This window comes from Agromyces sp. GL_144 (genome assembly GCF_057834305.1).
Genome location: NZ_CM174399.1, coordinates 3317256 through 3336540 on the forward strand (window position 1 = coordinate 3317256; position 19285 = coordinate 3336540).

Annotated in this window: 28 protein-coding genes and 1 pseudogene; 2 read left to right on the forward strand and 27 right to left on the reverse strand. The window is 68.1% G+C overall.

The features are described from left to right. Nucleotides 1–33 precede the first annotated feature (33 nt). Entirely contained in the window at nucleotides 34–300 is a 267-nt protein-coding gene (locus AC3IPY_RS15220; RefSeq protein WP_489185116.1) for an HPr family phosphocarrier protein, read from the reverse strand. Then, on the reverse strand, nucleotides 293–700 hold the full coding sequence (locus tag AC3IPY_RS15225) for a PTS sugar transporter subunit IIB (protein WP_489185117.1): 408 nt from the start codon (nucleotides 698–700) through the stop codon (nucleotides 293–295). The genes AC3IPY_RS15220 and AC3IPY_RS15225 overlap by 8 nt, the downstream gene beginning before the upstream one ends. A gap of 223 nt (nucleotides 701–923) precedes the next feature. On the opposite strand from AC3IPY_RS15225, the gene AC3IPY_RS15230 reads away from it, so the two are divergent. After that, nucleotides 924–2828, forward strand: coding sequence for a BglG family transcription antiterminator (locus AC3IPY_RS15230; RefSeq protein ID WP_489185118.1), 1905 nt, complete (start codon nucleotides 924–926; stop codon nucleotides 2826–2828). 77 nt (nucleotides 2829–2905) lie between these two features. On the opposite strand, the gene map is transcribed toward AC3IPY_RS15230, so the two are convergent. The 23 genes and pseudogenes from map to rpsJ all read right to left on the reverse strand — a co-directional run bounded on the left by map (nucleotide 2906) and on the right by rpsJ (nucleotide 15411). Beyond that, on the reverse strand, nucleotides 2906–3688 hold the full coding sequence (gene map / locus AC3IPY_RS15235; protein ID WP_489188344.1) for a type I methionyl aminopeptidase: 783 nt from the start codon (nucleotides 3686–3688) through the stop codon (nucleotides 2906–2908). 50 nt (nucleotides 3689–3738) lie between these two features. Continuing rightward, nucleotides 3739–4357, reverse strand: a pseudogene (locus AC3IPY_RS15240) (adenylate kinase). Continuing rightward, nucleotides 4354–5673, reverse strand: coding sequence for a preprotein translocase subunit SecY (secY, locus tag AC3IPY_RS15245; protein WP_489185119.1), 1320 nt, complete (start codon nucleotides 5671–5673; stop codon nucleotides 4354–4356). The pseudogene AC3IPY_RS15240 and the gene secY overlap by 4 nt, the downstream one beginning before the upstream one ends. A 115-nt stretch (nucleotides 5674–5788) precedes the next feature. Then, nucleotides 5789–6460 (reverse strand): 50S ribosomal protein L15, encoded by a 672-nt coding sequence (gene rplO, locus AC3IPY_RS15250; RefSeq protein ID WP_489185120.1) that lies wholly within the window; start codon nucleotides 6458–6460, stop codon nucleotides 5789–5791. Then, on the reverse strand, nucleotides 6460–6645 hold the full coding sequence (rpmD, locus tag AC3IPY_RS15255) for a 50S ribosomal protein L30 (RefSeq protein ID WP_055860148.1): 186 nt from the start codon (nucleotides 6643–6645) through the stop codon (nucleotides 6460–6462). The genes rplO and rpmD overlap by 1 nt, the downstream gene beginning before the upstream one ends. Continuing rightward, nucleotides 6645–7316 (reverse strand): 30S ribosomal protein S5, encoded by a 672-nt coding sequence (gene rpsE / locus AC3IPY_RS15260; RefSeq protein ID WP_372493386.1) that lies wholly within the window; start codon nucleotides 7314–7316, stop codon nucleotides 6645–6647. The genes rpmD and rpsE overlap by 1 nt, the downstream gene beginning before the upstream one ends. Before the next feature lie 26 nt (nucleotides 7317–7342). Continuing rightward, complete coding sequence (gene rplR / locus AC3IPY_RS15265) at nucleotides 7343–7702, reverse strand: 50S ribosomal protein L18 (protein ID WP_489185121.1); 360 nt, start codon at nucleotides 7700–7702, stop codon at nucleotides 7343–7345. A gap of 2 nt (nucleotides 7703–7704) precedes the next feature. Beyond that, on the reverse strand, nucleotides 7705–8241 hold the full coding sequence (rplF, locus tag AC3IPY_RS15270) for a 50S ribosomal protein L6 (protein WP_489185122.1): 537 nt from the start codon (nucleotides 8239–8241) through the stop codon (nucleotides 7705–7707). A gap of 4 nt (nucleotides 8242–8245) precedes the next feature. Continuing rightward, nucleotides 8246–8644, reverse strand: coding sequence for a 30S ribosomal protein S8 (gene rpsH / locus AC3IPY_RS15275; protein ID WP_489185123.1), 399 nt, complete (start codon nucleotides 8642–8644; stop codon nucleotides 8246–8248). A gap of 129 nt (nucleotides 8645–8773) precedes the next feature. Next, entirely contained in the window at nucleotides 8774–9361 is a 588-nt protein-coding gene (gene rplE / locus AC3IPY_RS15280; protein WP_489185124.1) for a 50S ribosomal protein L5, read from the reverse strand. Next, complete coding sequence (gene rplX, locus AC3IPY_RS15285) at nucleotides 9361–9720, reverse strand: 50S ribosomal protein L24 (RefSeq protein WP_489185125.1); 360 nt, start codon at nucleotides 9718–9720, stop codon at nucleotides 9361–9363. Before rplX ends, rplE begins: the two co-directional genes overlap by 1 nt. Before the next feature lie 2 nt (nucleotides 9721–9722). After that, nucleotides 9723–10091 (reverse strand): 50S ribosomal protein L14, encoded by a 369-nt coding sequence (gene rplN / locus AC3IPY_RS15290; protein ID WP_489185126.1) that lies wholly within the window; start codon nucleotides 10089–10091, stop codon nucleotides 9723–9725. A gap of 32 nt (nucleotides 10092–10123) precedes the next feature. Next, a complete protein-coding gene (gene rpsQ / locus AC3IPY_RS15295; RefSeq protein WP_489185127.1) occupies nucleotides 10124–10429 on the reverse strand; it encodes a 30S ribosomal protein S17 in 306 nt (101 codons plus the stop codon). Between the two features lie 2 nt (nucleotides 10430–10431). After that, nucleotides 10432–10755: a 50S ribosomal protein L29 gene (gene rpmC, locus AC3IPY_RS15300; RefSeq protein WP_489185128.1), complete on the reverse strand. Its 324-nt coding sequence runs from the start codon at nucleotides 10753–10755 to the stop codon at nucleotides 10432–10434. Continuing rightward, a complete protein-coding gene (gene rplP / locus AC3IPY_RS15305) occupies nucleotides 10755–11174 on the reverse strand; it encodes a 50S ribosomal protein L16 (RefSeq protein ID WP_344295774.1) in 420 nt (139 codons plus the stop codon). The genes rpmC and rplP overlap by 1 nt, the downstream gene beginning before the upstream one ends. Before the next feature lie 2 nt (nucleotides 11175–11176). After that, entirely contained in the window at nucleotides 11177–11929 is a 753-nt protein-coding gene (gene rpsC / locus AC3IPY_RS15310; protein ID WP_156999950.1) for a 30S ribosomal protein S3, read from the reverse strand. Continuing rightward, nucleotides 11929–12294: a 50S ribosomal protein L22 gene (gene rplV, locus AC3IPY_RS15315; protein ID WP_055860181.1), complete on the reverse strand. Its 366-nt coding sequence runs from the start codon at nucleotides 12292–12294 to the stop codon at nucleotides 11929–11931. The genes rpsC and rplV overlap by 1 nt, the downstream gene beginning before the upstream one ends. Before the next feature lie 25 nt (nucleotides 12295–12319). Beyond that, entirely contained in the window at nucleotides 12320–12601 is a 282-nt protein-coding gene (rpsS, locus tag AC3IPY_RS15320; RefSeq protein WP_022893878.1) for a 30S ribosomal protein S19, read from the reverse strand. 12 nt (nucleotides 12602–12613) lie between these two features. Next, nucleotides 12614–13453 (reverse strand): 50S ribosomal protein L2, encoded by an 840-nt coding sequence (rplB, locus tag AC3IPY_RS15325; RefSeq protein WP_489185129.1) that lies wholly within the window; start codon nucleotides 13451–13453, stop codon nucleotides 12614–12616. Nucleotides 13454–13469: 16 nt separating this feature from the next. Next, entirely contained in the window at nucleotides 13470–13772 is a 303-nt protein-coding gene (rplW, locus tag AC3IPY_RS15330; protein WP_156999948.1) for a 50S ribosomal protein L23, read from the reverse strand. Next, a complete protein-coding gene (rplD, locus tag AC3IPY_RS15335; protein WP_489185130.1) occupies nucleotides 13769–14434 on the reverse strand; it encodes a 50S ribosomal protein L4 in 666 nt (221 codons plus the stop codon). Before rplD ends, rplW begins: the two co-directional genes overlap by 4 nt. A gap of 3 nt (nucleotides 14435–14437) precedes the next feature. Beyond that, a complete protein-coding gene (rplC, locus tag AC3IPY_RS15340) occupies nucleotides 14438–15094 on the reverse strand; it encodes a 50S ribosomal protein L3 (protein ID WP_156999946.1) in 657 nt (218 codons plus the stop codon). A gap of 8 nt (nucleotides 15095–15102) precedes the next feature. Then, a complete protein-coding gene (rpsJ, locus tag AC3IPY_RS15345; protein ID WP_017201594.1) occupies nucleotides 15103–15411 on the reverse strand; it encodes a 30S ribosomal protein S10 in 309 nt (102 codons plus the stop codon). Between the two features lie 570 nt (nucleotides 15412–15981). On the opposite strand from rpsJ, the gene AC3IPY_RS15350 reads away from it, so the two are divergent. Beyond that, nucleotides 15982–16449, forward strand: a complete 468-nt coding sequence (locus tag AC3IPY_RS15350) for an OsmC family protein (RefSeq protein WP_489185131.1) — start codon at nucleotides 15982–15984, stop codon at nucleotides 16447–16449. Between the two features lie 83 nt (nucleotides 16450–16532). Here AC3IPY_RS15350 and AC3IPY_RS15355 read toward each other — a convergent pair whose 3' ends face one another. Both AC3IPY_RS15355 and tuf read right to left on the reverse strand, forming a co-directional pair. Further along, a complete protein-coding gene (locus AC3IPY_RS15355; RefSeq protein ID WP_489185132.1) occupies nucleotides 16533–17858 on the reverse strand; it encodes an acyltransferase family protein in 1326 nt (441 codons plus the stop codon). Between the two features lie 125 nt (nucleotides 17859–17983). Then, a complete protein-coding gene (tuf, locus tag AC3IPY_RS15360; RefSeq protein ID WP_489185133.1) occupies nucleotides 17984–19177 on the reverse strand; it encodes an elongation factor Tu in 1194 nt (397 codons plus the stop codon). Between the last annotated feature and the right edge of the window lie 108 nt (nucleotides 19178–19285).

The window sequence follows — 19285 nt, forward strand, 5'->3', positions numbered from 1 at the left end:
CCCTTCTCGTGGTTGCCCGGGCGCACCCGGGTGCTACTCGTCGTGATCGGTCAGGAGCAGTTCGACGAGCTCGTCGAGCACGGCCTGCTCGTCGCCGCCCTCGACGCTCAGCGTCACCTCGTCGCCGTGGTCGATGCCCTGCGAGATGACCGCGAGGATGCTCGCCGCGTTGACCGCCTTGCCGCCCGACTTGCTGAGCGTGACGGCGGCCCCCGACGCGGCCGCGGCCTGCGTGAAGAGCTTGGCCGGGCGGGCGTGCAGCCCGTGCGTCGATCCGATGCGTACCGTGCGTTCAACCATGTTCCGTGCCCCCATCGCCGATGTCGGCTCCCGTGTTCACCGTATCCCCCCGGTCACGCGCCCGGGAGCCGCCCTGCGGCGCGTGGTGGTCGTTGTGCGTCCCCGCGGTCGCGAGGGCCAGGTCGAGTGCCGCCTCGCCGTCGGCGGCGCTCGAGGCGCCGGCGGGCAGCACGGCGATCGGCACGGATGCCGCGATCGCACGCTCCCGCAGGACGGTCAGCTGCCCGGCGAGGTGCTCGCCGACGAGCAGCACGTCCGCGCCCGGAAGCGCATCGGGCAGACCCGATGCGCTCGACGCCGCCGCCTGCACGTCGAGCCCCCTGGATGCCGCCGCCCGACGGATGCGCTGGGCGACGAACGTGCTCGAGGCACCGGCACCGCACACGACGATGATGCGCATCAGCTGCCTCCTCGCCGCCGGCGGTCCGGTCGTCTTCGATCGTGTCGGTCGAGGTCTCGACCGATTGCCTCGATTCTGCTCCCCCTGCCTCGTGCGGCTCCAGTAGATCGGCTTCCGCCCTCCAGGAAGATCCGGTGCGATCGGCCGCACCGGGCGACGACGAGTGGTTGACTGGCTGCACCGCCCGGCGTCGCGTGGCCCGGGCAGCGATCCGGGAGCAGTGGTGGCCGACAAGCAGGAGCGCCTCGTCGAGATCCTCGCCGACGACGGCGGCTGGAGGACGGCCGCCGACCTCGCCGCCCGGCTCGAGGTCACGCCCCGCTCCGTCCGCAGCTACGTCGCGCGTGCGAACGCCGGCGGTGCCGCGATCGTCGTCTCGGGCCCGCATGGGTACCGGCTGGACCGCGCGGCCTGGGCCGCCCGCGGCACGCCACGGCCGCCGGAGACCTCGCCGGTCGCGCGCGCGACCGGACTCATCCGCTCGCTCATCGATGCCGATCATGGACTCGACGTCTACGAGACGGCCGAGCGCCTGCACGTGAGCGAGGCGACCGTCGAGGCCGACCTGCGCCGCATCCGCTCACGCCTCGAGGGCACGGGCCTCGGTCTCGCCCGCCGGGGGCCGGTCGTCACCATGACGGGACCCGAGTCGGCACGTCGACGGCTGCTCGGAACGCTCTTCCGCGAGGAGTCCGCGCGCGGGCGCGACGCGTTCGACCGTCTTCGCGCGGAGGTCCCGCAGCTGCCGCAGTTCCGCGAGGAGCTCGTCGAACGCCTCGCCGAGGCCGGCTACGCCCCCAACGAGTACGGCCTCGCCGACGTGCTGCTGCACATCGCGATCGCGATCGACCGCGCCGAGCACGATCACCCCATCGACGACGCGGGCGTGCCCGCTGCGACATCCGACGCGTCAGGTCACGACTCGCCGCGTCTCGAGGACCTGCTCGACACCCTCATCCGGGCGCATTTCGGGCGCGCCATCGGCGACGCCGAGCTCGCCCACCTCGCACGCCTGCTCGGCACCCGCGCCGCCACCCGCGTCGCCGCGCCGGGCCGCGCCACGCCGGCGTCGAGCCGCGCCGGACTCGTGCAGGCGATCGTTTCGCATGCGGCCGACGAGTACCTCATCGAGCTCGACGACGACGACTTCATCGAGCGGCTGGCGCTGCACGTCGACAATCTCGTCGTGCGTGCGAGCGAGCAGCGCCGATCGCGCAACCCGCTCGCGGCGACGATCAAGTCGGCGTATCCGCTCACGTACGACCTCGCGGTCTACATCGCGAGCGAGCTCGCGCGCAGTGAGGGCATCGTGGTCGACGAGGACGAGATCGCCTACATCGCGATGCACGTCGGCGCCTACCTCGAACAGCGTCGTGCGGCGCTCGAGCGCGTGCGCGTGACGGTCGTCGCGCCCGCCTATCACGACGTGCACACGGCGCTCGCGGAGCGGATCCGCGGCGAGTTCGGGTCCGACATCGAACTCGTGGAGCTCATCGACCGCGCCGACGTGGACTGGGCCTCGATCCGCGCGGAACTCATCGTCTCGGTGATCGAGCCCTCCACGCCCGTCGAGCATCTCGTGCGCATCTCGCCGTTCCCGACGGATGCCGACCTCGCCCGCGTGCGGACCGAGGTCTCGCGCATCCGCCGTGCCCGCCGCCATGCCAGGCTCGCGGCGGCCCTCTCGCGCTACATCTCGCCCGACCTCTTCGTCCGCGGCATGCGCGGATACGACCGCGAGGGCCTGATCACCATGCTCGGCGAGCGGATGATGGCGGCGGGCGTCATCGATCACGCCTACCTCGACAGCGCCCTCGAACGCGAGCGCATGTCCTCGACCGCCTTCACCGAGCACCTCGCCGTGCCGCACGCGATGACCATGACGGCCAAGCACACGGCCATCGCGATCGCCATCGACGACGTGCCGATCGAGTGGGACGGCGCGCGCGTGGACGTCGTGGCGCTCATCGCCTTCTCCGAGGCCGGGCGCGCCGAGTTCCAGGACGTCTTCGACCAGTTCGTCGAGACGTTCTCGGAGCGCGAGAACGTGCAGCGGCTCGTGCGCGGCGCGACGGACTACCAGGGGCTGCTCGCCGAGCTGTCCCGGCTCATGGAGCCCGACGGCTGACGCCTGCGATCGGTTGCCGCAGACCCGCGGACGTCTGGTGGGGCCGCGCGGATGCCCCGGGGCTGCCTCTGGTCGGCTCAGGCGATCGGCACGGGCACGACGCCGAACGGGGCGAGCCCCGCCGCCCCGCCGTCCTCGGCGGTGAGCACCCAGATGCCGTCGGCGTGCACGGCGATCGAGTGCTCCCAGTGCGCGGCATCGGCGCCGTCGGAGGTGGTCACCGTCCAGCCGTCGTCGCGGATGAAGGTCTCGATGGACCCCGCGACGATCATCGGCTCGATCGCGACTACGAGTCCGGGCCGCACGACGGGCCCGCGACGGTCGACGCGGTAGTTGAACACCGGGGGCTCCTCGTGCATCGATCGGCCGATGCCGTGGCCCACGTAGTCGGTGAGGATGCCGTACTCGCCCTCGCCCTCGACGAACTCCTCGATCGCGAACCCGACCTCGTTGAGTCGCCGCACGCTCGCGAGGGCCGCGATGCCGTGCCACAGCGCACCCTCGGTGACCTGGCTGAGCCTCGTGCGCGCGGCGACCACGTCTGGTCGCTCGGGGTCTGGGATCACGGTCGTGAACGCGGCGTCGCCGTTCCAGCCGTCGACCTCGGCGCCGCCGTCGACCGAGACGATGTCACCCGGCCGGAACGGCCGGTCTCCGGGGATGCCGTGCACCACGTCGTCGTCGACCGAGACGCAGAGCGTGTGCCGGTAGCCGGGTTCGAGCTTGAAGTTCGATCGCCCGCCCCGGTCGATGATCGCCCGCTCGGCCGCCGCGTCGAGCTCGAGTCCGGTCGAACCCGGCACGATGAGCTGTCGCGCCGCCGCGAGCGCCGCGGCCGTCGCCTCGCCGGCCGCGCGCATGGCGCGCAACTCGGCGGGCGACTTGTAGATCGACCGGCGGAACACGCGGGTCAGGCTGCGGCGCCGGCGACCAGGCCGCGGCTCGCGAGCGCATCGAAGATGCGCTGCGTGACCTCGTCGAGCGTGCCGACGCCGTCGATCTTCACGACGAGGCCCTGCTCGCGGTACACCTCGAGGATCGGGGCCGTCTCGCGCTCGTAGATCGCGAGGCGATTGGCGATGACCTCTTCGGTGTCGTCGGTGCGTCCCTGCTGCACGGCGCGATCGCGCAGGCGCGCGATGCTCTCCTGCCGAGGCACCTCGAGCTCGATGACGGCGTCGAGCGCCTCGCCGCGACCCGCGAGGAACGCGCCGAGGTCGTCGACCTGGCCGCGGTTGCGGGGGTATCCGTCGAGGAGGAACCCGTGCGCGGCATCGGCCTGCTCGAGGCGATCGCGCACGAGCTCGCTCGTGCAGCTCGTCGGGCACGAGGTCGCCCGCCTCGATGATCGCTTGCACGCGCTTGCCGAGCTCGGTGCCGCCCGCGACGTTCGCGCGGAAGATGTCGCCGGTGGCGACCTGGGGCACGCCGAAGGCCTCTGCGACGAGCACGCCCTGCGTGCCCTTGCCGGAGCCCTGCGGGCCGACGATGAGGAACCGCGCCGAACCGGTGGCGGGCGCCGCCGTCATCGCAGGAGCCCCTCGTAGTGACGCTGCTGCAACTGCGCGTCGATCTGCTTCACCGTCTCGAGGCCGACGCCCACGATGATCAGGATCGAGGCGCCGCCGAACGGGAAGTTCTGGTTGGCGCCGAACGCCGACAGCGCGATGAGCGGCAGCAGGGCGATCAGGCCGAGGTAGAGCGAACCCGGCAGCGTGATGCGCGTGAGCACGTAGTCGAGGTACTCGGCCGTGGGGCGACCGGCGCGGATGCCGGGGATGAAGCCGCCGTACTTCTTCATGTTCTCGGCGACCTCGTCGGGGTTGAACGTGATCGCGACGTAGAAGTACGTGAACCCGACGATGAGCAGGAAGTACAGGAGCATGTAGAGCGGGTGGTCGCCCTTGGTCAGGTAGTTCGTGATCCACACGACCCACGCCTGCGGCTCCTCGCCGGCGGCCGGCTGGTTGAACTGCGCGATGAGCGCCGGCAGGTACAGCAGCGACGAGGCGAAGATGACGGGCACCACGCCGGCCATGTTGACCTTGATCGGGATGTACGTGTTGTTGCCGCCGTACGTGCGTCGCCCGACCATGCGCTTGGCGTACTGCACGGGCACACGTCGCTGCGACTGCTCGACGAACACGACCGCGACGACCACCAGCAATCCGACGGCGAGCACCACGAAGAACGTGTCGAGGCCGCGGGCCTGGGCGATCGACCAGAGCGAGCCGGGGAAGCTCGAGGCGATCGAGGTGAAGATCAGCAGCGACATGCCGTTGCCGATGCCGCGCTCGGTGATGAGCTCGCCCATCCACATGATGAGGCCGGTGCCGGCGGTCATGGTGATGACCATGAGCAGGATCGCGTACCAGGCGTCGTTCGTGATCAGCTGCGAGCACGACGGGTCGCTCGAGGGGAACAGCGCGCCGGAGCGGGCGACCGTGATGAGCGTGGTGGACTGCAGCACGCCGAGGGCGATGGTGAGGTACCGGGTGTACTGCGTCAGGCGGCCCTGGCCGGCCTGGCCCTCCTTGTAGAGGGTCTCGAAGTGGGGGATCACCACGCGCAGCAGCTGCACGATGATCGACGCCGTGATGTACGGCATGATGCCCAGCGCGAAGATCGACAGCTGGAGCAGGGCTCCGCCGGAGAAGAGGTTGACGAGCTCGTAGAGGCCCGTCGTGGTCTGGCTGGCGGCGAGACACGCCTGCACGTTGCCGAAGTCCACGAACGGGGCGGGAATGAACGATCCGAGCCGGAACAGGGCCACGATGCCCAGCGTGAACCCGAGCTTGCGGCGTAGATCCGGCGTGCGGAAGATCCGCCCGATGGCGTTGAACACTCGTCCTCCTGTTGCTCCGTCGTGGAGTCAGTCCAAATATGGCTCGAGCCTGTCGAGACCCCCGTGAATCATACGCGAGGTCCCGACAGGCTCGAACCGATTGTCGTGCTTTGGTCTACTTGACCGAACCGCCGGCGGCGACGATCTTCTGCTCTGCGGAGCCGGAGACCTTGTCGACCGCGACATTGAGCTTGACCTGGAGGTCGCCGTTGCCGAGAACCTTGACGCGCTCGTTCTTGCGAACGGCACCCTTCTCGACGAGGTCGGCGATGGTGACGTCGCCGCCCTTCGGGTAGAGCTCGGCGAGCTTGTCCAGGTTCACGACCTGGTACTCCACGCGGAACGGGTTCTTGAAGCCGCGCAGCTTCGGTGCACGCATGTGGTACGGAAGCTGGCCACCCTCGAAACCGGGGCGGATGTTGTTGCGGGCCTTCGAACCCTTGGTGCCGCGACCGGCGGTCTTGCCCTTGGAACCCTCACCGCGTCCGACGCGGGTCTTGTCCTTCTTGGCACCGGGGGCCGGACGAAGGTGGTGCACCTTGAGCACGGGCTCGCGCTTCTCGGCGACATCGGCCTTCGGGGCCGCCTTCTTCGCGGGGGCCTTCTTGGCAGGAGCCTTCTCGGCAGCTGCGTCGTCGGCCTTCGCAGCGGCGGCCTTGGCCGGCGCCTTCTTGGCTGCGGTCGCCTTGGGGGCGGCCTTCTTCTCGGCGGCCGGCTTGTCGGCGGCCTTCTTCGCGGGAGCCTTCTTGGGGGCTTCTGCGGTGGCGTCGATCTTCTCGTCAGCCATTAGTCAATCTCCTCAACCTTCACGAGGTGAGCGACGGTGTTGACGTACCCGCGGTTCTGCGGGTTGTCCTCACGCACGACCGACTGGCCGATTCGCTTGAGCCCGAGGCTGCGCAGCGTGTCACGCTGGTACTGCTTCTCGCTCACCTTGGACTTGATCTGGGTCACCTTGAGCTGCTTGGCCATCAGGCACCTGCCTTCGCTGCTGCGGCGGCCTCGGCCGCCTGGGCCTCGGCACGCAGCAGACGGGCCGGTGCGACCTGGTCGTAGTCGAGACCACGACGGGCGGCGACGGCGCGCGGCTCTTCGAGCTGCTTCAGCGACTCGACGGTTGCGTGCACGATGTTGATCGTGTTCGACGAGCCGAGCGACTTCGACAGCACGTCGTGGATGCCCGCGCACTCGAGGACGGCGCGCACCGGACCACCGGCGATGACACCGGTACCGGGCGAGGCCGGACGCAGGAGGACGACACCGGCGGCCGCCTCACCCTGCACGGGGTGCGGGATGGTCGAGCCGACGCGAGGCACGCGGAAGAAGTTCTTCTTCGCCTCCTCGACGCCCTTCGAGATCGCGGTCGGGACCTCGCGGGCCTTGCCGTAGCCGACGCCGACGAGTCCGTTGCCGTCACCCACGACGACGAGCGCCGTGAAGCTGAAGCGACGGCCGCCCTTGACGACCTTCGACACGCGGTTGATGGTCACGACACGCTCGAGGAACTGGCTCTTCTCGGCGTCGCGGCCACCGCGGTCGCGGCCACCCTGGTTGCGGTCGCGACCGCCGCCACGGCGGTTGTCGCGCTCGTTGCGAGCCGGCTCAGAGGCTGCGGCCGTCTCGACGGGTGCCTCTGCAGTCACCTCGGTCTCCTTAACAGTGTTCTCACTCACAGGTTGAGCCCTGCCTCTCGCGCTCCATCGGCGATCGCTGCGACACGACCGGCGTACTTGTTGCCGCCGCGGTCGAAGACGACCGACTCGATGCCGGCCTCCTTCGCGCGCTCTGCGACGAGCTCGCCGACCTTCTTGGCCTTGGCGGTCTTGTCACCGTCGAACGCACGGAGGTCTGCCTCCATGGTCGAGGCGCTGGCGACGGTCAGGCCCTTGCTGTCGTCGACGACCTGCACGAACACGTGCCGGGCCGAACGGGTGACGACGAGGCGCGGGCGCAGCTCGGTGCCGACGACCTTCTTGCGAAGGCGGGTGTGGCGGCGCGAACGCGCAGCCGTCTTGGTCTTCACAGCCATGATTACTTACCTGACTTTCCGGCCTTGCGACGCACGACCTCGCCGGCGTAGCGGATGCCCTTGCCCTTGTAGGGCTCGGGCTTCTTGATCTTGCGGATGTTCGCAGCGGTCTCGCCGACGGCCTGCTTGTCGATGCCGGCGACCGTGATCTTGTTGTTGCCCTCGACGGTCAGCGTGATGCCGGTCGGGGCGTCGACGACGACGGGGTGCGAGAAGCCGAGTGCGAGCTCGAGCGACGAGCCCTTCTGCGCGACGCGGTAACCCGTGCCGACGATCTCGAGGCCCTTGGTGTAGCCCTCGGTGACGCCGATGATCTGGTTCGCGATCAGCGTGCGGGTGAGGCCGTGCAGCGAACGCGAGGCGCGCTCGTCGTCGGGGCGGGTGACGAGAACCTGGTTCTCCTCGACCTTGGCCTCGATGGGCGATGCGATGACGAGCGCGAGCTCGCCCTTGGGGCCCTTGACGGAGACGGCCGAGCCGTCGATCTTGACCTCGACACCCGCGGGGATGTCGATGGGGAGTCGTCCGATTCGTGACATGGAACTACCACACGTAGGCGAGGACTTCCCCACCCACGCCCTTCTTCTCGGCCTGGCGGTCGGTCAGAAGACCGCTGGAGGTGGACAGGATCGCGACGCCGAGGCCGCCGAGCACCTTGGGGATCTCGGTCGACTTCGCGTAGACGCGGAGGCCGGGCTTCGAGACGCGCTTGATGCCCGCGATCGAACGCTCGCGGTTCGGGCCGAACTTGAGGGTCAGCGTGAGGTCCTTGCCGACGCGGGCGTCGGTCACCTCGAAGCCGGCGATGTAGCCCTCTTTGGTGAGGATCTCGGCGATGTGCGACTTCAGCTTCGAGTTCGGCATCTTCACGGAATCGTGGTGCGCCGAGTTCGCGTTGCGAAGGCGGGTCAGCATGTCTGCGACCGGGTCGGTCATCGTCATGACAGATGTTTCCTAACGTTCACCAGGTTTCAACACCCGTTACACGAGTGGTGACCTGTGGTGGTTGGTCCAGACGGATGTCGGGACCGGGGTCGGATGCCGCGGGGCTGGCCCCGCGGCATCCGAGGTTCACTTGGACTCGACAGCGGCCTTGAACGGGAAGCCGAGCGCCTTGAGCAGCGCGCGACCCTCGTCGTCGTTCTTGGCAGTCGTCACCACGGTGATGTCCATGCCGCGAACGCGGTCGATCTTGTCCTGGTCGATCTCGTGGAACACGGACTGCTCCGTGAGACCGAAGGTGTAGTTGCCGGTGCCGTCGAACTGCGCGTCGGACAGACCGCGGAAGTCGCGGATGCGGGGCAGTGCGAGCGAGAGCAGGCGGTCGAGGAACTCCCACATGCGGTCGCCACGGAGGGTGACGTGCGCGCCGATGGGCTGGCCCTCGCGCAGCTTGAACTGCGCGATGGACTTGCGTGCCTTGGTGACCTGCGGCTTCTGACCGGTGATCTTGGTGAGATCGGCGATCGCGCCGTCGATGACCTTGCCATCGCGGGCGGCCTCGCCGACACCCATGTTCACGACGATCTTCACGAGACCCGGCACCTGGTGCACGTTGGTGTAGCCGTGCGCCTCGGTGAGGGTCTTCGAGATCTCGTCCCGGTACTTGGTCTTCAGTCGCGGCTGGATTTTGCCAGCCTGCGTAGCCGTGTCGGTCATCAGATGTCCTTGCCTGACTTCTTTGCGTAACGAACGCGGACCGTCTTGGTGACGCCGTCCTTCGTGATCTGCTCTTCGCGGAAGCCGACGCGGGTCGGCTTCTTCGTGTCGGGGTCGACGAGCGCCACGTTCGACACGTGGATCGGCGCCTCGTGGGTCTCGATGCCGCCGGTCTTCGAACCGCGCTGCGTCTGGCCGACGCGCACGTGCTTGGTGACGAAGTTCACGCCCTGCACGACGACGCGGTTCTCGGCGACGAGCACCTCGATGACCTTGCCCTGCTTGCCGCGGTCTCCGCCGCGGGCCTGGCTGCGGCCCGAGATGACCTGAACGAGGTCACCCTTCTTGATGTTGGCCATGACTAGATAACCTCCGGTGCCAGCGAGATGATCTTCATGAACTTCTTGTCGCGAAGCTCGCGACCGACCGGTCCGAAGATACGGGTGCCGCGAGGGTCACCGTCGTTCTTCAGGATCACCGCGGCGTTCTCATCGAACTTGATGTACGAACCGTCGGGACGACGGGTCTCCTTGACGGTGCGGACGATGACGGCCTTGACCACATCGCCCTTCTTGACGTTGCCGCCGGGGATCGCGTCCTTGACGGTCGCGACGATGGTGTCGCCGATGCCGGCGTAGCGACGCTTCGACCCGCCGAGCACACGAATGGTGAGCAGCTCCTTGGCGCCGGTGTTGTCGGCGACCTTGACTCGTGATTCCTGCTGAAGCACTGTTGTCTCCTTCTAACAAGTAAGCCCAGGGCTTACTTGGCCTTCTCGACGATTTCGACGAGGCGCCAGCGCTTCGTGGCGGAGAGCGGACGGGTCTCGGTGATCACGACGAGGTCGCCGATGCCGGCGGTGTTCGCCTCGTCGTGGGCCTTGATCTTCGAGGTGCGGCGAATGACCTTGCCGTAGAGCGGGTGCTTCACGCGGTCTTCGACCTCGACGACGATGGTCTTCTCCATCTTGTCGCTGACGACGTAGCCACGACGAACCTTGCGGTACCCGCGAACGAGTTCGGCCGACTCGGCGACCTCGGCTGCAGCAGCCTTCTTGGTCTCAGCCATGATCAGGCCTCCTTCGTCTCTTCGGCCTCGGCCGGGGCAGCTGCCTCGGCCTTGGCCTTCTTCGTCTTCTTCTCAGCCTTGGCCGGAGCCTCGACCGGTGCGGGAGTGGCACGGATGCCGAGCTCGCGCTCACGGATGACCGTGTAGATGCGGGCGATGTCGCGCTTGACGGCGCGCAGGCGGCCGTGGCTCTCGAGCTGGCCGGTGGCCGACTGGAAGCGCAGGTTGAACAGCTCTTCCTTGGCCTTCTTCAGCTCTTCGACGAGTCGCTCGTCTTCAAAGGTGTCGAGCTCGGTGCTGGCGAGCTCCTTCGTTCCGACGGACATTATGCGTCGCCCTCCTCGCGCTTGATGATGCGTGCCTTGAGGGGCAGCTTGTGGATGGCACGGGTCATGGCCTCGCGAGCGAGCTGCTCGTCGACACCCGAGACCTCGAAGAGGACGCGACCCGGCTTGACGTTGGCGACCCACCACTCGGGCGAACCCTTACCGGAACCCATGCGGGTCTCGGCCGGCTTCTTCGTGAGCGGACGGTCGGGGTAGATGTTGATCCACACCTTGCCGCCGCGCTTGATGTGACGCGTCATGGCGATACGAGCGGACTCGATCTGACGGTTGGTCACGTAAGCGGGCGTCAGCGCCTGGATGCCGTACTCACCGAACGACACCTTGGTGCCACCGGTGGCCTGGCCCGAACGGCCGGGGTGGTGCTGCTTGCGGTACTTGACTCGACGGGGAATCAACATGGTTATGCCTCAACTCCTGCTGCCACCGGCTCCTGCGCCTTGGGCGCACGGCGGGGACGGTCATTGCGGTCGCCACGCGACGGCTTCTGCGAAGCCTGCTCACGGGCGAGCTCCTTGTTGGTGATGTCGCCCTTGTAGATCCAGACCTTCACGCCGATGCGGCCGAAGGTGGTCTTGGCCTCGTAGAAGCCGTAGTCGATGTTCGCGCGGAGCGTGTGCAGGGGCACACGGCCTTCGCGGTAGAACTCCGACCGGCTCATCTCGGCGCCGCCGAGGCGGCCCGACACCTGGATGCGGATGCCCTTGGCGCCGGCGCGCTGCGCGCCCTGCAGGCCCTTGCGCATCGCGCGGCGGAAGGCCACACGTGCGGAGAGCTGCTCGGCGATGCCCTGGGCGACGAGCTGGGCGTCGGCCTCGGGGTTCTTGACCTCGAGGATGTTGAGCTGGATCTGCTTGCCGGAGAGCTTCTCGAGGTCGGCGCGGATGCGCTCGGCCTCGGCTCCGCGGCGGCCGATGACGATGCCGGGACGCGCGGTGTGGATGTCCACACGCACACGGTCACGGGTGCGCTCGATCTCGATGCGCGAGACTCCCGCGCGGTCGAGCGACGTCTGGAGCAGGCGACGGATCTTGACATCCTCGGCGAGGTAGTCGGCGTAGCGCTGTCCGGGCTTGGTCGAGTCGGAGAACCACCGCGACACATGGTCGGTGGTGATGCCGAGACGGAAGCCGTACGGGTTTACCTTCTGACCCATTACTTCGTACCCTCCTCGGGCGTGGCGAGCACGACGGTGATGTGGCTCGTTCGCTTGTTGATGCGGAAGGCACGACCCTGCGCGCGCGGCTGGAATCGCTTGAGGGTGGTGCCCTCATCGACGAATGCGCGGCTGATGTAGAGGTCCTGCTCGTCCAGATAGGTGTTCGTTGCATCGGCCTTGACGCGAGCGTTCGCGATGGCCGAGGCGACGAGCTTGTACACCGGCTCGCTCGCACTCTGGGGTGCGAACTTCAGGATGGCGAGTGCCTCCTGTGCCTGCTTGCCGCGGATCAGGTTGACGACGCGACGGGCCTTCATGGGGGTCACGCGGATGTGACGCACGCGTGCGATCGACTCCACCATTTCTCTCCTCCTTTTCGCCCCCGCGTCAGCGGCGGCGACCCTTCTTGTCGTCCTTCACGTGTCCACGGAAGGTGCGGGTGGGGGCGAACTCGCCGAGCTTGTGACCCACCATGGTCTCGGTGACGAACACCGGGATGTGCTTGCGGCCGTCGTGCACGGCGATCGTGTGCCCGAGCATTGCCGGGATGATCATCGAGCGGCGCGACCAGGTCTTGATGACGTTCTTGCTGTTGGCCTCGTTGGCCGTGATCACCTTGCGAAGCAGGTGGTCATCGACGAAGGGGCCCTTCTTCAGACTGCGTGGCATCTTCTACAACTCCTACTTGCGCTTCTTGCCGACGTTGCGGCGGCGAACGATGAGCTTGTCGCTGGGGAGGTCGCGCTTGCGCGTGCGGCCTTCCTTCTGGCCCCAGGGGCTGACGGGGTGACGTCCACCGGACGTCTTGCCCTCGCCACCACCGTGCGGGTGGTCGACCGGGTTCATGGCGACGCCACGCACGGTCGGGCGGACGCCCTTCCAGCGCATGCGGCCGGCCTTGCCCCAGTTGATGTTCGACTGCTCGGCGTTGCCGACCTCGCCGATCGTCGCGCGGCAGCGCGCGTCGACGTTGCGGATCTCGCCCGAGGGCAGACGCAGCTGGGCGTACGGGCCGTCCTTCGCCACGAGGCGAACGGATGCACCGGCCGAGCGTGCCATCTTGGCACCGCCGCCGGGGCGCAGCTCGATGGCGTGCACCACGGTACCGGTGGGGATGTTCTTCAGCGGCAGGTTGTTGCCCGGCTTGATGTCGGCGTTGGGGCCCGACTCGATCGGGTCGCCCTGCGACAGCTTCGCCGGCGCGAGGATGTAGCGCTTCGTGCCGTCTGCGAAGTGCAGCAGCGCGATGCGTGCGGTGCGGTTGGGGTCGTACTCGATGTGAGCGACCTTGGCCGGCACGCCGTCCTTGTCGTTGCGACGGAAGTCGATCACGCGGTACTGGCGCTTGTGGCCACCACCGATGTGACGGGTCGTGATGCGACCCTGGTTGTTGCGGCCACCGGTCTTGGAGAGCGGCTTGAGCAGCGACTTCTCGGGCGTCGAGCGCGTGATCTCCGCGAAGTCGGCGACCGACGAACCGCGACGACCGGGGGTCGTGGGCTTGTACTTACGAATAGCCATGTTCTTCCTCTGCTCCTTAGCCGACAGCCGTGAAGATGTCGATCGAGCCGGACTTGAGGGTGACGATCGCGCGCTTGGTGTCCTTGCGCTTGCCCATGCCGAAACGCGTACGACGGGTCTTGCCCTGACGGTTCAGGGTGTTGATCGACGCCACCTGGACGTTGAAGATCTTCTCGATGGCGAGCTTGATCTCGGTCTTGTTCGAGCGGGGGTCCACGGTGAACGTGTACTTGCCCTCGTCGATCAGGCCGTAGCTCTTCTCCGAGACGACCGGCGCGAGGATGATGTCGCGCGGGTCCTTGTTGTGTGCGGCGCTCATGCCGAGACCTCTTCTTCCTTCTTCGCCGTCTTCGACGCGATGAACGCCTCGAGCGCAGCGGTGCTGAAGACGATGTCGTCGGAGACGAGCACGTCGTAGGCGTTCAGCTGGTCGACCGGCAGCACGTGCACGGTCGGGATGTTGCGGACGGCGCGCTCGGAGAGCTCATCGCCGCGCTCGAGCACCACGAGGTGGCGCTTGGCCGGGGCGATCGACGTGAGGAGCGCGAGCGCTTCCTTCGTCTTGGCGACGTCGCCGGCCACGAAACCGTCGACCGCGTGGATGCGGCCGCCGCGTGCGCGGTCGGAGAGGGCGCCGAGCAGAGCAGCGGCGATCATCTTCTTGGGGGTGCGCTGCGCGTAGTCACGCGGCTGCGGGCCGTGGACGATGCCACCACCGGTCATCTGAGGAGCGCGGATCGAGCCCTGACGAGCGCGGCCGGTGCCCTTCTGCTTGAACGGCTTGCGGCCGGCGCCGGAGACCTCACCACGGGTCTTGGTCTTGTGGGTGCCCTGACGCGCGGCGGCGAGCTGGGCGACGACGACCTGGTGGATCAGCGGCACGTTGGTCTGCACGTCGAAGAGCTCGGCGGGGAGCTCAACGGTGCCGGACTTCTTGCCGGTGACGTCGAGGGTGTCGATGGTGTTGGTCGCGGTAGCCATGGACTACGCCCCCTTCACTGCGTTGCGGACGAAAACGAGACGGCCACGCGCACCGGGAACGGCGCCCTTGACGAGCAGCAGGCCCTTCTCGGCGTCGACGGCGTGCACGCGGAGGTTGAGCACGGTCACGCGCTCGCCACCCATGCGGCCGGCCATGCGCATGCCCTTGAAGACGCGGCTGGGCGTCGACGAGGCACCGATGGAACCGGGCTTGCGGTGGTTGCGGTGCGAACCGTGCGAGGCGGAGACGCCCTTGAAGTTGTGGCGCTTCATGACACCGGCGAAGCCCTTGCCCTTGCTCGTGCCGACGACGTCGACGAGCTGGCCGGCCTCGAAGGCACCCTCGACGGGGAGCTCCTGGCCGAGGGAGTACGACGCGGCGTCCGCGGTGCGGACCTCGGTCAGGTGGCGGCGGGGGGTCACGCCTGCGGCGGCGAAGTGGCCGGTCGCGGGCTGGTTGACCTTGCGCGGGTCGATGGCGCCTGCGGCGATCTGCACCGCTTCGTAGCCGTCACGCTCGACGGTGCGGAGCTGGGTGACCACGTTGGGGGCGATCTCGATGACGGTCACGGGCACGAGCTTGTTGTTCTCGTCCCACACCTGGGTCATGCCGAGCTTGGTGCCGAGCAGACCCTTCACGTTCTTGGTAGCGGAAGACATCTGTTACCTCAGAGCTTGATCTCGATGTTGACGTCGGCAGGCAGGTCGAGACGCATGAGCGAGTCGACGGCCTTCGGCGTCGGGTCCACGATGTCGATGAGGCGCTTGTGGGTGCGCATCTCGAAGTGCTCGCGGCTGTCCTTGTACTTGTGGGGCGAACGGATGACGCACACCACGTTCTTCTCGGTCGGAAGCGGCACGGGGCCGACGACCGTGGCGCCCGCGCGGGTCACCGTGTCGACGATCTTGCGCGCCGAGGTGTCGATGACCTCGTGGTCATACGACTTCAGTCGAATGCGGATCTTCTGTCCCGCCATCTCGGACTCTCTCTCTGTCAAGGCGTCGTACCCCTTCCGAGGGCATTGGACGCCGCGTAGCGACTTCAGGTGAAGCAACCACTGTTCTTCTGTCAAAGGCCGTGATCGAGCCTGTCGAAACCACCGTTGCTCGGTGACCTCGGCACGCCCGACCCGCAAGCCGATCCCCGACCCCCGCGCTCGGGCGTGTCGTCCTGGCGGAAGACATGGAGTACCCAAGGCGCGTGTATGTGGGATTCGGTTCAGTCGTGTTCTGCTGCCCGCGGCCTAACCTGACCCCAGGCGCACCATGACGAGTGTCTTTCGATCTCGCCCGTGCGCGGGTGGTTATGCACTGCCTGGCAGTGATTCGAGCGCATGCCGTGGCGCGCGCTCGAAATGTTGAACTCACCAAGTTTGCCATATCCGGCACATTGCTGCAACCCGGGCGTGTCGCGCACGTTCCCGGCCGCCGCAGCGTGCCGATTCCTGACTGATCGGTACCCCGATCCTCCCATGCAGGCCTGAGAATCCTCCGGGCGCGCGCGACCGGCAGCGGCGCGGACACGGGCGACATGGTGGAATCGGAGCATGAGCACCGACGGAGAAGACCTCGCCCCCGCACATGCCGTCAGCGACCGGATCGGGCCGGGCAGCGTCTCGGTCGCCCGCACCGGGGATCGCACCTTCGAGGGGCTCAACGAGCGCGGCGCGACGATCCGCATCGGCCATGCCGAGGCCGAAGGGCATTTCACGCCAGGCGAGCTGCTGAAGCTCGCCCTCGCCGCATGCGCCGGCATGAGCGCCGACCGGGTCATCGCCCGTCGCCTGGGGGCGGATGTCTCGTACACGGTGTGGGCGCACGGCACGTCGGAGCCCGACAACCGCTACGACCGCATCGTCGAGGAGCTGCTGCTCCCCCTCGGCGACCTCGACGAGGAGGCGCGCGCGAAGCTCGAGCGCCTCATCGACGCCGCCATCGAGCGCAGCTGCACGGTGGCCCGCAGCGTCGAGGACGACATCGAGCTCGTGCGCGAGATCGTCGACCTCGACGGCTGAGACCTGCCCGCGGCATCCGCTCGCCCCGGGTCCCCCGCGACCGTGTACGGTCTGCGAATGCCCGCCCCGCGGCATCCGCTCGCTCACTCGCCGTCGCGTCGCGACTGGCAGACCTGCTCGGCGGCCACCTGTGGCGCCACCGACCCGATCGCGAGCACGCCGACCAGCGCCGCCGCCAGCGCCGCCACGATCACGCGCGGGTGCGACCCCACCGGGCCGCTGCGCCGACGGAACGGATCCTCGATCCACCGCTTCGACGCCCACGACACGACGAGCGAGAGGCCGACGAGCAGCACCATGAGCCACGGCGGGCTCGGCATGCCGAGGAGCATCGGCGTGAACATGAAGATCGGCCAGTGCCAGAGGTAGAGCGAGTACGAGACGTCTCCGAGCCACTGCACCGGGCGCAGGCCCGCGAGCGCCGCCGGCGACCAGCGCGGTTCGGGCATGCCCGCCCAGATGATCGCGAGCGTGCCCGCCACGGGCAGGAGCACCCAGAGGCCCGGGAAGGCCTCCACGTCATGGAAGGTCACGACCGGCACGACGATCAGGGCGAGGCCCGCCCATGACGCCGCCGCGCGGAGGTTCGGGGCCGAGGCGATCGAGCCGAACCTCGCCGAACCCGCCACGAGCGCCAGCAGGCCGCCGACCCCGAACTCCCAGCCGCGCGTGAGCGTCGAGAAGTACGCCAGGTTGTGGTCCTGCGCCGTGAGCGCCAGCGACCCTGCGAACGATGCCGCGGTCGTCGCGCCGAGCACGACGGCGAGCACCGGGCGGATGCGCCACGGCCGGCGACCGGGGCCGGCCGGTGCCGAGGCTCCTGTCGACTGCGACCGCCCCACCGGCTGCGCCTGTGCCTGTGCCTGCGACTGCGCCTGCGCCCGGCGTGCCGACCGCCGCACGAGCAGCAGCGCCGCCAGCAGGAGCAGGGGCCAGACCAGGTAGAACTGCTCCTCGACCGAGAGCGACCAGAAGTGCTGCACGGGCGTGGATTCGAGGTCCGCGAACGCGGGCGTCTGGGAGTCGATCGCGAGCCGCCAGTTCTCGACGTAGAAGGCGCTCGCCACGATCTCGCGGAAGTACGCGCTCCAGTCGCGGTAGGGCGCCAGCCACACGGTGAGCACCGACACCGTCATGAGCACGACCATGGCCGCCGGCAGGATGCGCCTGGCCCTCCGCACGTAGAACGCCGAGAGCGAGATGCGTCCGGTGCGCTCGACCTCGCGGAGCAGGAGGGCCGTGATGAGGTAGCCCGACACCACGAAGAACACGTCGACGCCCATGTAGCCGGCCGGTGCGACGGCGGGCCAGCCGTGATGGAGCACGACGGCCGCGACGGCGACGGCCCGGAGCGCTTGGACCTCGGGCCGGATCGTCGTCGGTCTGCGATCAAGCGTGTCGCTAGCCATCATCTGCAGCGTAACCCTCACTGGGGGTGGCCGCCATGGGCGGCGGAGCCGATCTGCGCCGGGAACGACAGAACGGGGCCGGGCCCGAAGGCCCGACCCCGTTCAAGGTCGCAATCGCGAAGGACTTACTTGAGGACCTTCGTGACCGTACCGGCGCCGACCGTGCGGCCACCCTCGCGGATGGCGAAGCCGAGGCCCTCCTCCATGGCGATCGGCTGGATGAGCTCGACCGTCATGTCGGTGGTGTCGCCGGGCATGACCATCTCGGTGCCCTCGGGCAGCGTGATGACGCCGGTGACGTCGGTGGTGCGGAAGTAGAACTGCGGACGGTAGTTCGCGTAGAACGGGTTGTGACGCCCACCCTCATCCTTGGACAGGATGTACGCGGTGCCCTCGAAGTTCGTGTGCGGCGTGACCGAGCCGGGAGCGACGACGACCTGGCCGCGCTCGACGTCTTCACGCTTGGTGCCACGGAGGAGAAGACCGCAGTTCTCGCCGGCCCAGGCCTCGTCGAGCTGCTTGTGGAACATCTCGATGCCCGTGACCGTGGTCTTCTGCGTCGGGCGGATGCCGACGATCTCGACCTCGGAGTTGATCTTCAGCGTGCCACGCTCGGCGCGGCCCGTGACGACGGTGCCACGACCGGTGATCGTGAAGACGTCTTCGACCGGCATGAGGAAGGGCTTGTCGCGGTCGCGCACCGGGTCGGGCACGGACTCGTCGACGGCGGCCATGAGCTCGAGGACCGAGTCGGCCCACTTCTCGTCGCCCTCGAGAGCCTTGAGGCCCGAGACGCGCACGACGGGAGCGTTGTCGCCGTCGAAGCCCTGGCTCGAGAGCAGCTCGCGAACCTCGAGCTCGACGAGCTCGAGGATCTCCTCGTCGTCGACCATGTCGGACTTGTTCAGCGCGACGAGCAGGTAGGGCACGCCGACCTGCTTGGCGAGCAGCACGTGCTCACGCGTCTGAGCCATCGGGCCGTCGGTGGCGGCGACCACGAGGATCGCGCCGTCCATCTGAGCCGCACCGGTGATCATGTTCTTGATGTAGTCGGCGTGACCAGGGGCGTCGACGTGCGCGTAGTGGCGCTTCGGCGTCTCGTACTCGACGTGCGAGATGTTGATCGTGATGCCGCGCTGGCGCTCTTCGGGAGCCGAGTCGATCGACGCGAAGTCGCGCTGAACGTTGGTCGCCGAGGGGTACTTGTCAGCAAGCACCTTCGAGATCGCCGCGGTGAGCGTGGTCTTGCCGTGGTCGACGTGACCGATCGTTCCGATGTTGACGTGCGGCTTGGTCCGCTCGAACTTGGCCTTAGCCACTGTGGGTCCTCCTCAGGACTCGTGTAGAACCTCCGGGCGCTGGATTGCGACCGGCAGTCTACGGGGTTTGTAGATATGTTACGCGAACCGGGTGGCTCGTGCGTCGGA

What these genes read in the sequence shown, in the direction of transcription:
- AC3IPY_RS15220 (WP_489185116.1), bottom strand. Translation starts at nt 300, where the DNA reads ATGGTTGAACGCACGGTACGCATCGGATCGACGCACGGGCTGCACGCC.
- AC3IPY_RS15225 (WP_489185117.1), bottom strand. Translation starts at nt 700, where the DNA reads ATGCGCATCATCGTCGTGTGCGGTGCCGGTGCCTCGAGCACGTTCGTC.
- map (WP_489188344.1), bottom strand. Translation starts at nt 3,688, where the DNA reads ATGCGCGCGGCCGGCGAGGCGACGGCCGCGGCGCTCGCGGCGGCGCGA.
- rplO (WP_489185120.1), bottom strand. Translation starts at nt 6,460, where the DNA reads ATGGCTGACGAGAAGATCGACGCCACCGCAGAAGCCCCCAAGAAGGCT.
- rpmD (WP_055860148.1), bottom strand. Translation starts at nt 6,645, where the DNA reads ATGGCCAAGCAGCTCAAGGTGACCCAGATCAAGTCCAAGGTGAGCGAG.
- rplR (WP_489185121.1), bottom strand. Translation starts at nt 7,702, where the DNA reads ATGGCTGTGAAGACCAAGACGGCTGCGCGTTCGCGCCGCCACACCCGC.
- rplF (WP_489185122.1), bottom strand. Translation starts at nt 8,241, where the DNA reads ATGTCACGAATCGGACGACTCCCCATCGACATCCCCGCGGGTGTCGAG.
- rpsH (WP_489185123.1), bottom strand. Translation starts at nt 8,644, where the DNA reads ATGACGATGACCGACCCGGTCGCAGACATGCTGACCCGCCTTCGCAAC.
- rplE (WP_489185124.1), bottom strand. Translation starts at nt 9,361, where the DNA reads ATGACCGACACGGCTACGCAGGCTGGCAAAATCCAGCCGCGACTGAAG.
- rplX (WP_489185125.1), bottom strand. Translation starts at nt 9,720, where the DNA reads ATGGCCAACATCAAGAAGGGTGACCTCGTTCAGGTCATCTCGGGCCGC.
- rpsQ (WP_489185127.1), bottom strand. Translation starts at nt 10,429, where the DNA reads ATGGCTGAGACCAAGAAGGCTGCTGCAGCCGAGGTCGCCGAGTCGGCC.
- rpmC (WP_489185128.1), bottom strand. Translation starts at nt 10,755, where the DNA reads ATGTCCGTCGGAACGAAGGAGCTCGCCAGCACCGAGCTCGACACCTTT.
- rplP (WP_344295774.1), bottom strand. Translation starts at nt 11,174, where the DNA reads ATGTTGATTCCCCGTCGAGTCAAGTACCGCAAGCAGCACCACCCCGGC.
- rpsC (WP_156999950.1), bottom strand. Translation starts at nt 11,929, where the DNA reads ATGGGTCAGAAGGTAAACCCGTACGGCTTCCGTCTCGGCATCACCACC.
- rplV (WP_055860181.1), bottom strand. Translation starts at nt 12,294, where the DNA reads ATGGTGGAGTCGATCGCACGCGTGCGTCACATCCGCGTGACCCCCATG.
- rpsS (WP_022893878.1), bottom strand. Translation starts at nt 12,601, where the DNA reads ATGCCACGCAGTCTGAAGAAGGGCCCCTTCGTCGATGACCACCTGCTT.
- rplB (WP_489185129.1), bottom strand. Translation starts at nt 13,453, where the DNA reads ATGGCTATTCGTAAGTACAAGCCCACGACCCCCGGTCGTCGCGGTTCG.
- rplW (WP_156999948.1), bottom strand. Translation starts at nt 13,772, where the DNA reads ATGAGCGCCGCACACAACAAGGACCCGCGCGACATCATCCTCGCGCCG.
- rplD (WP_489185130.1), bottom strand. Translation starts at nt 14,434, where the DNA reads ATGGCTACCGCGACCAACACCATCGACACCCTCGACGTCACCGGCAAG.
- rplC (WP_156999946.1), bottom strand. Translation starts at nt 15,094, where the DNA reads ATGTCTTCCGCTACCAAGAACGTGAAGGGTCTGCTCGGCACCAAGCTC.
- rpsJ (WP_017201594.1), bottom strand. Translation starts at nt 15,411, where the DNA reads ATGGCGGGACAGAAGATCCGCATTCGACTGAAGTCGTATGACCACGAG.
- AC3IPY_RS15350 (WP_489185131.1), top strand. Translation starts at nt 15,982, where the DNA reads ATGAGCACCGACGGAGAAGACCTCGCCCCCGCACATGCCGTCAGCGAC.
- AC3IPY_RS15355 (WP_489185132.1), bottom strand. Translation starts at nt 17,858, where the DNA reads ATGGCTAGCGACACGCTTGATCGCAGACCGACGACGATCCGGCCCGAG.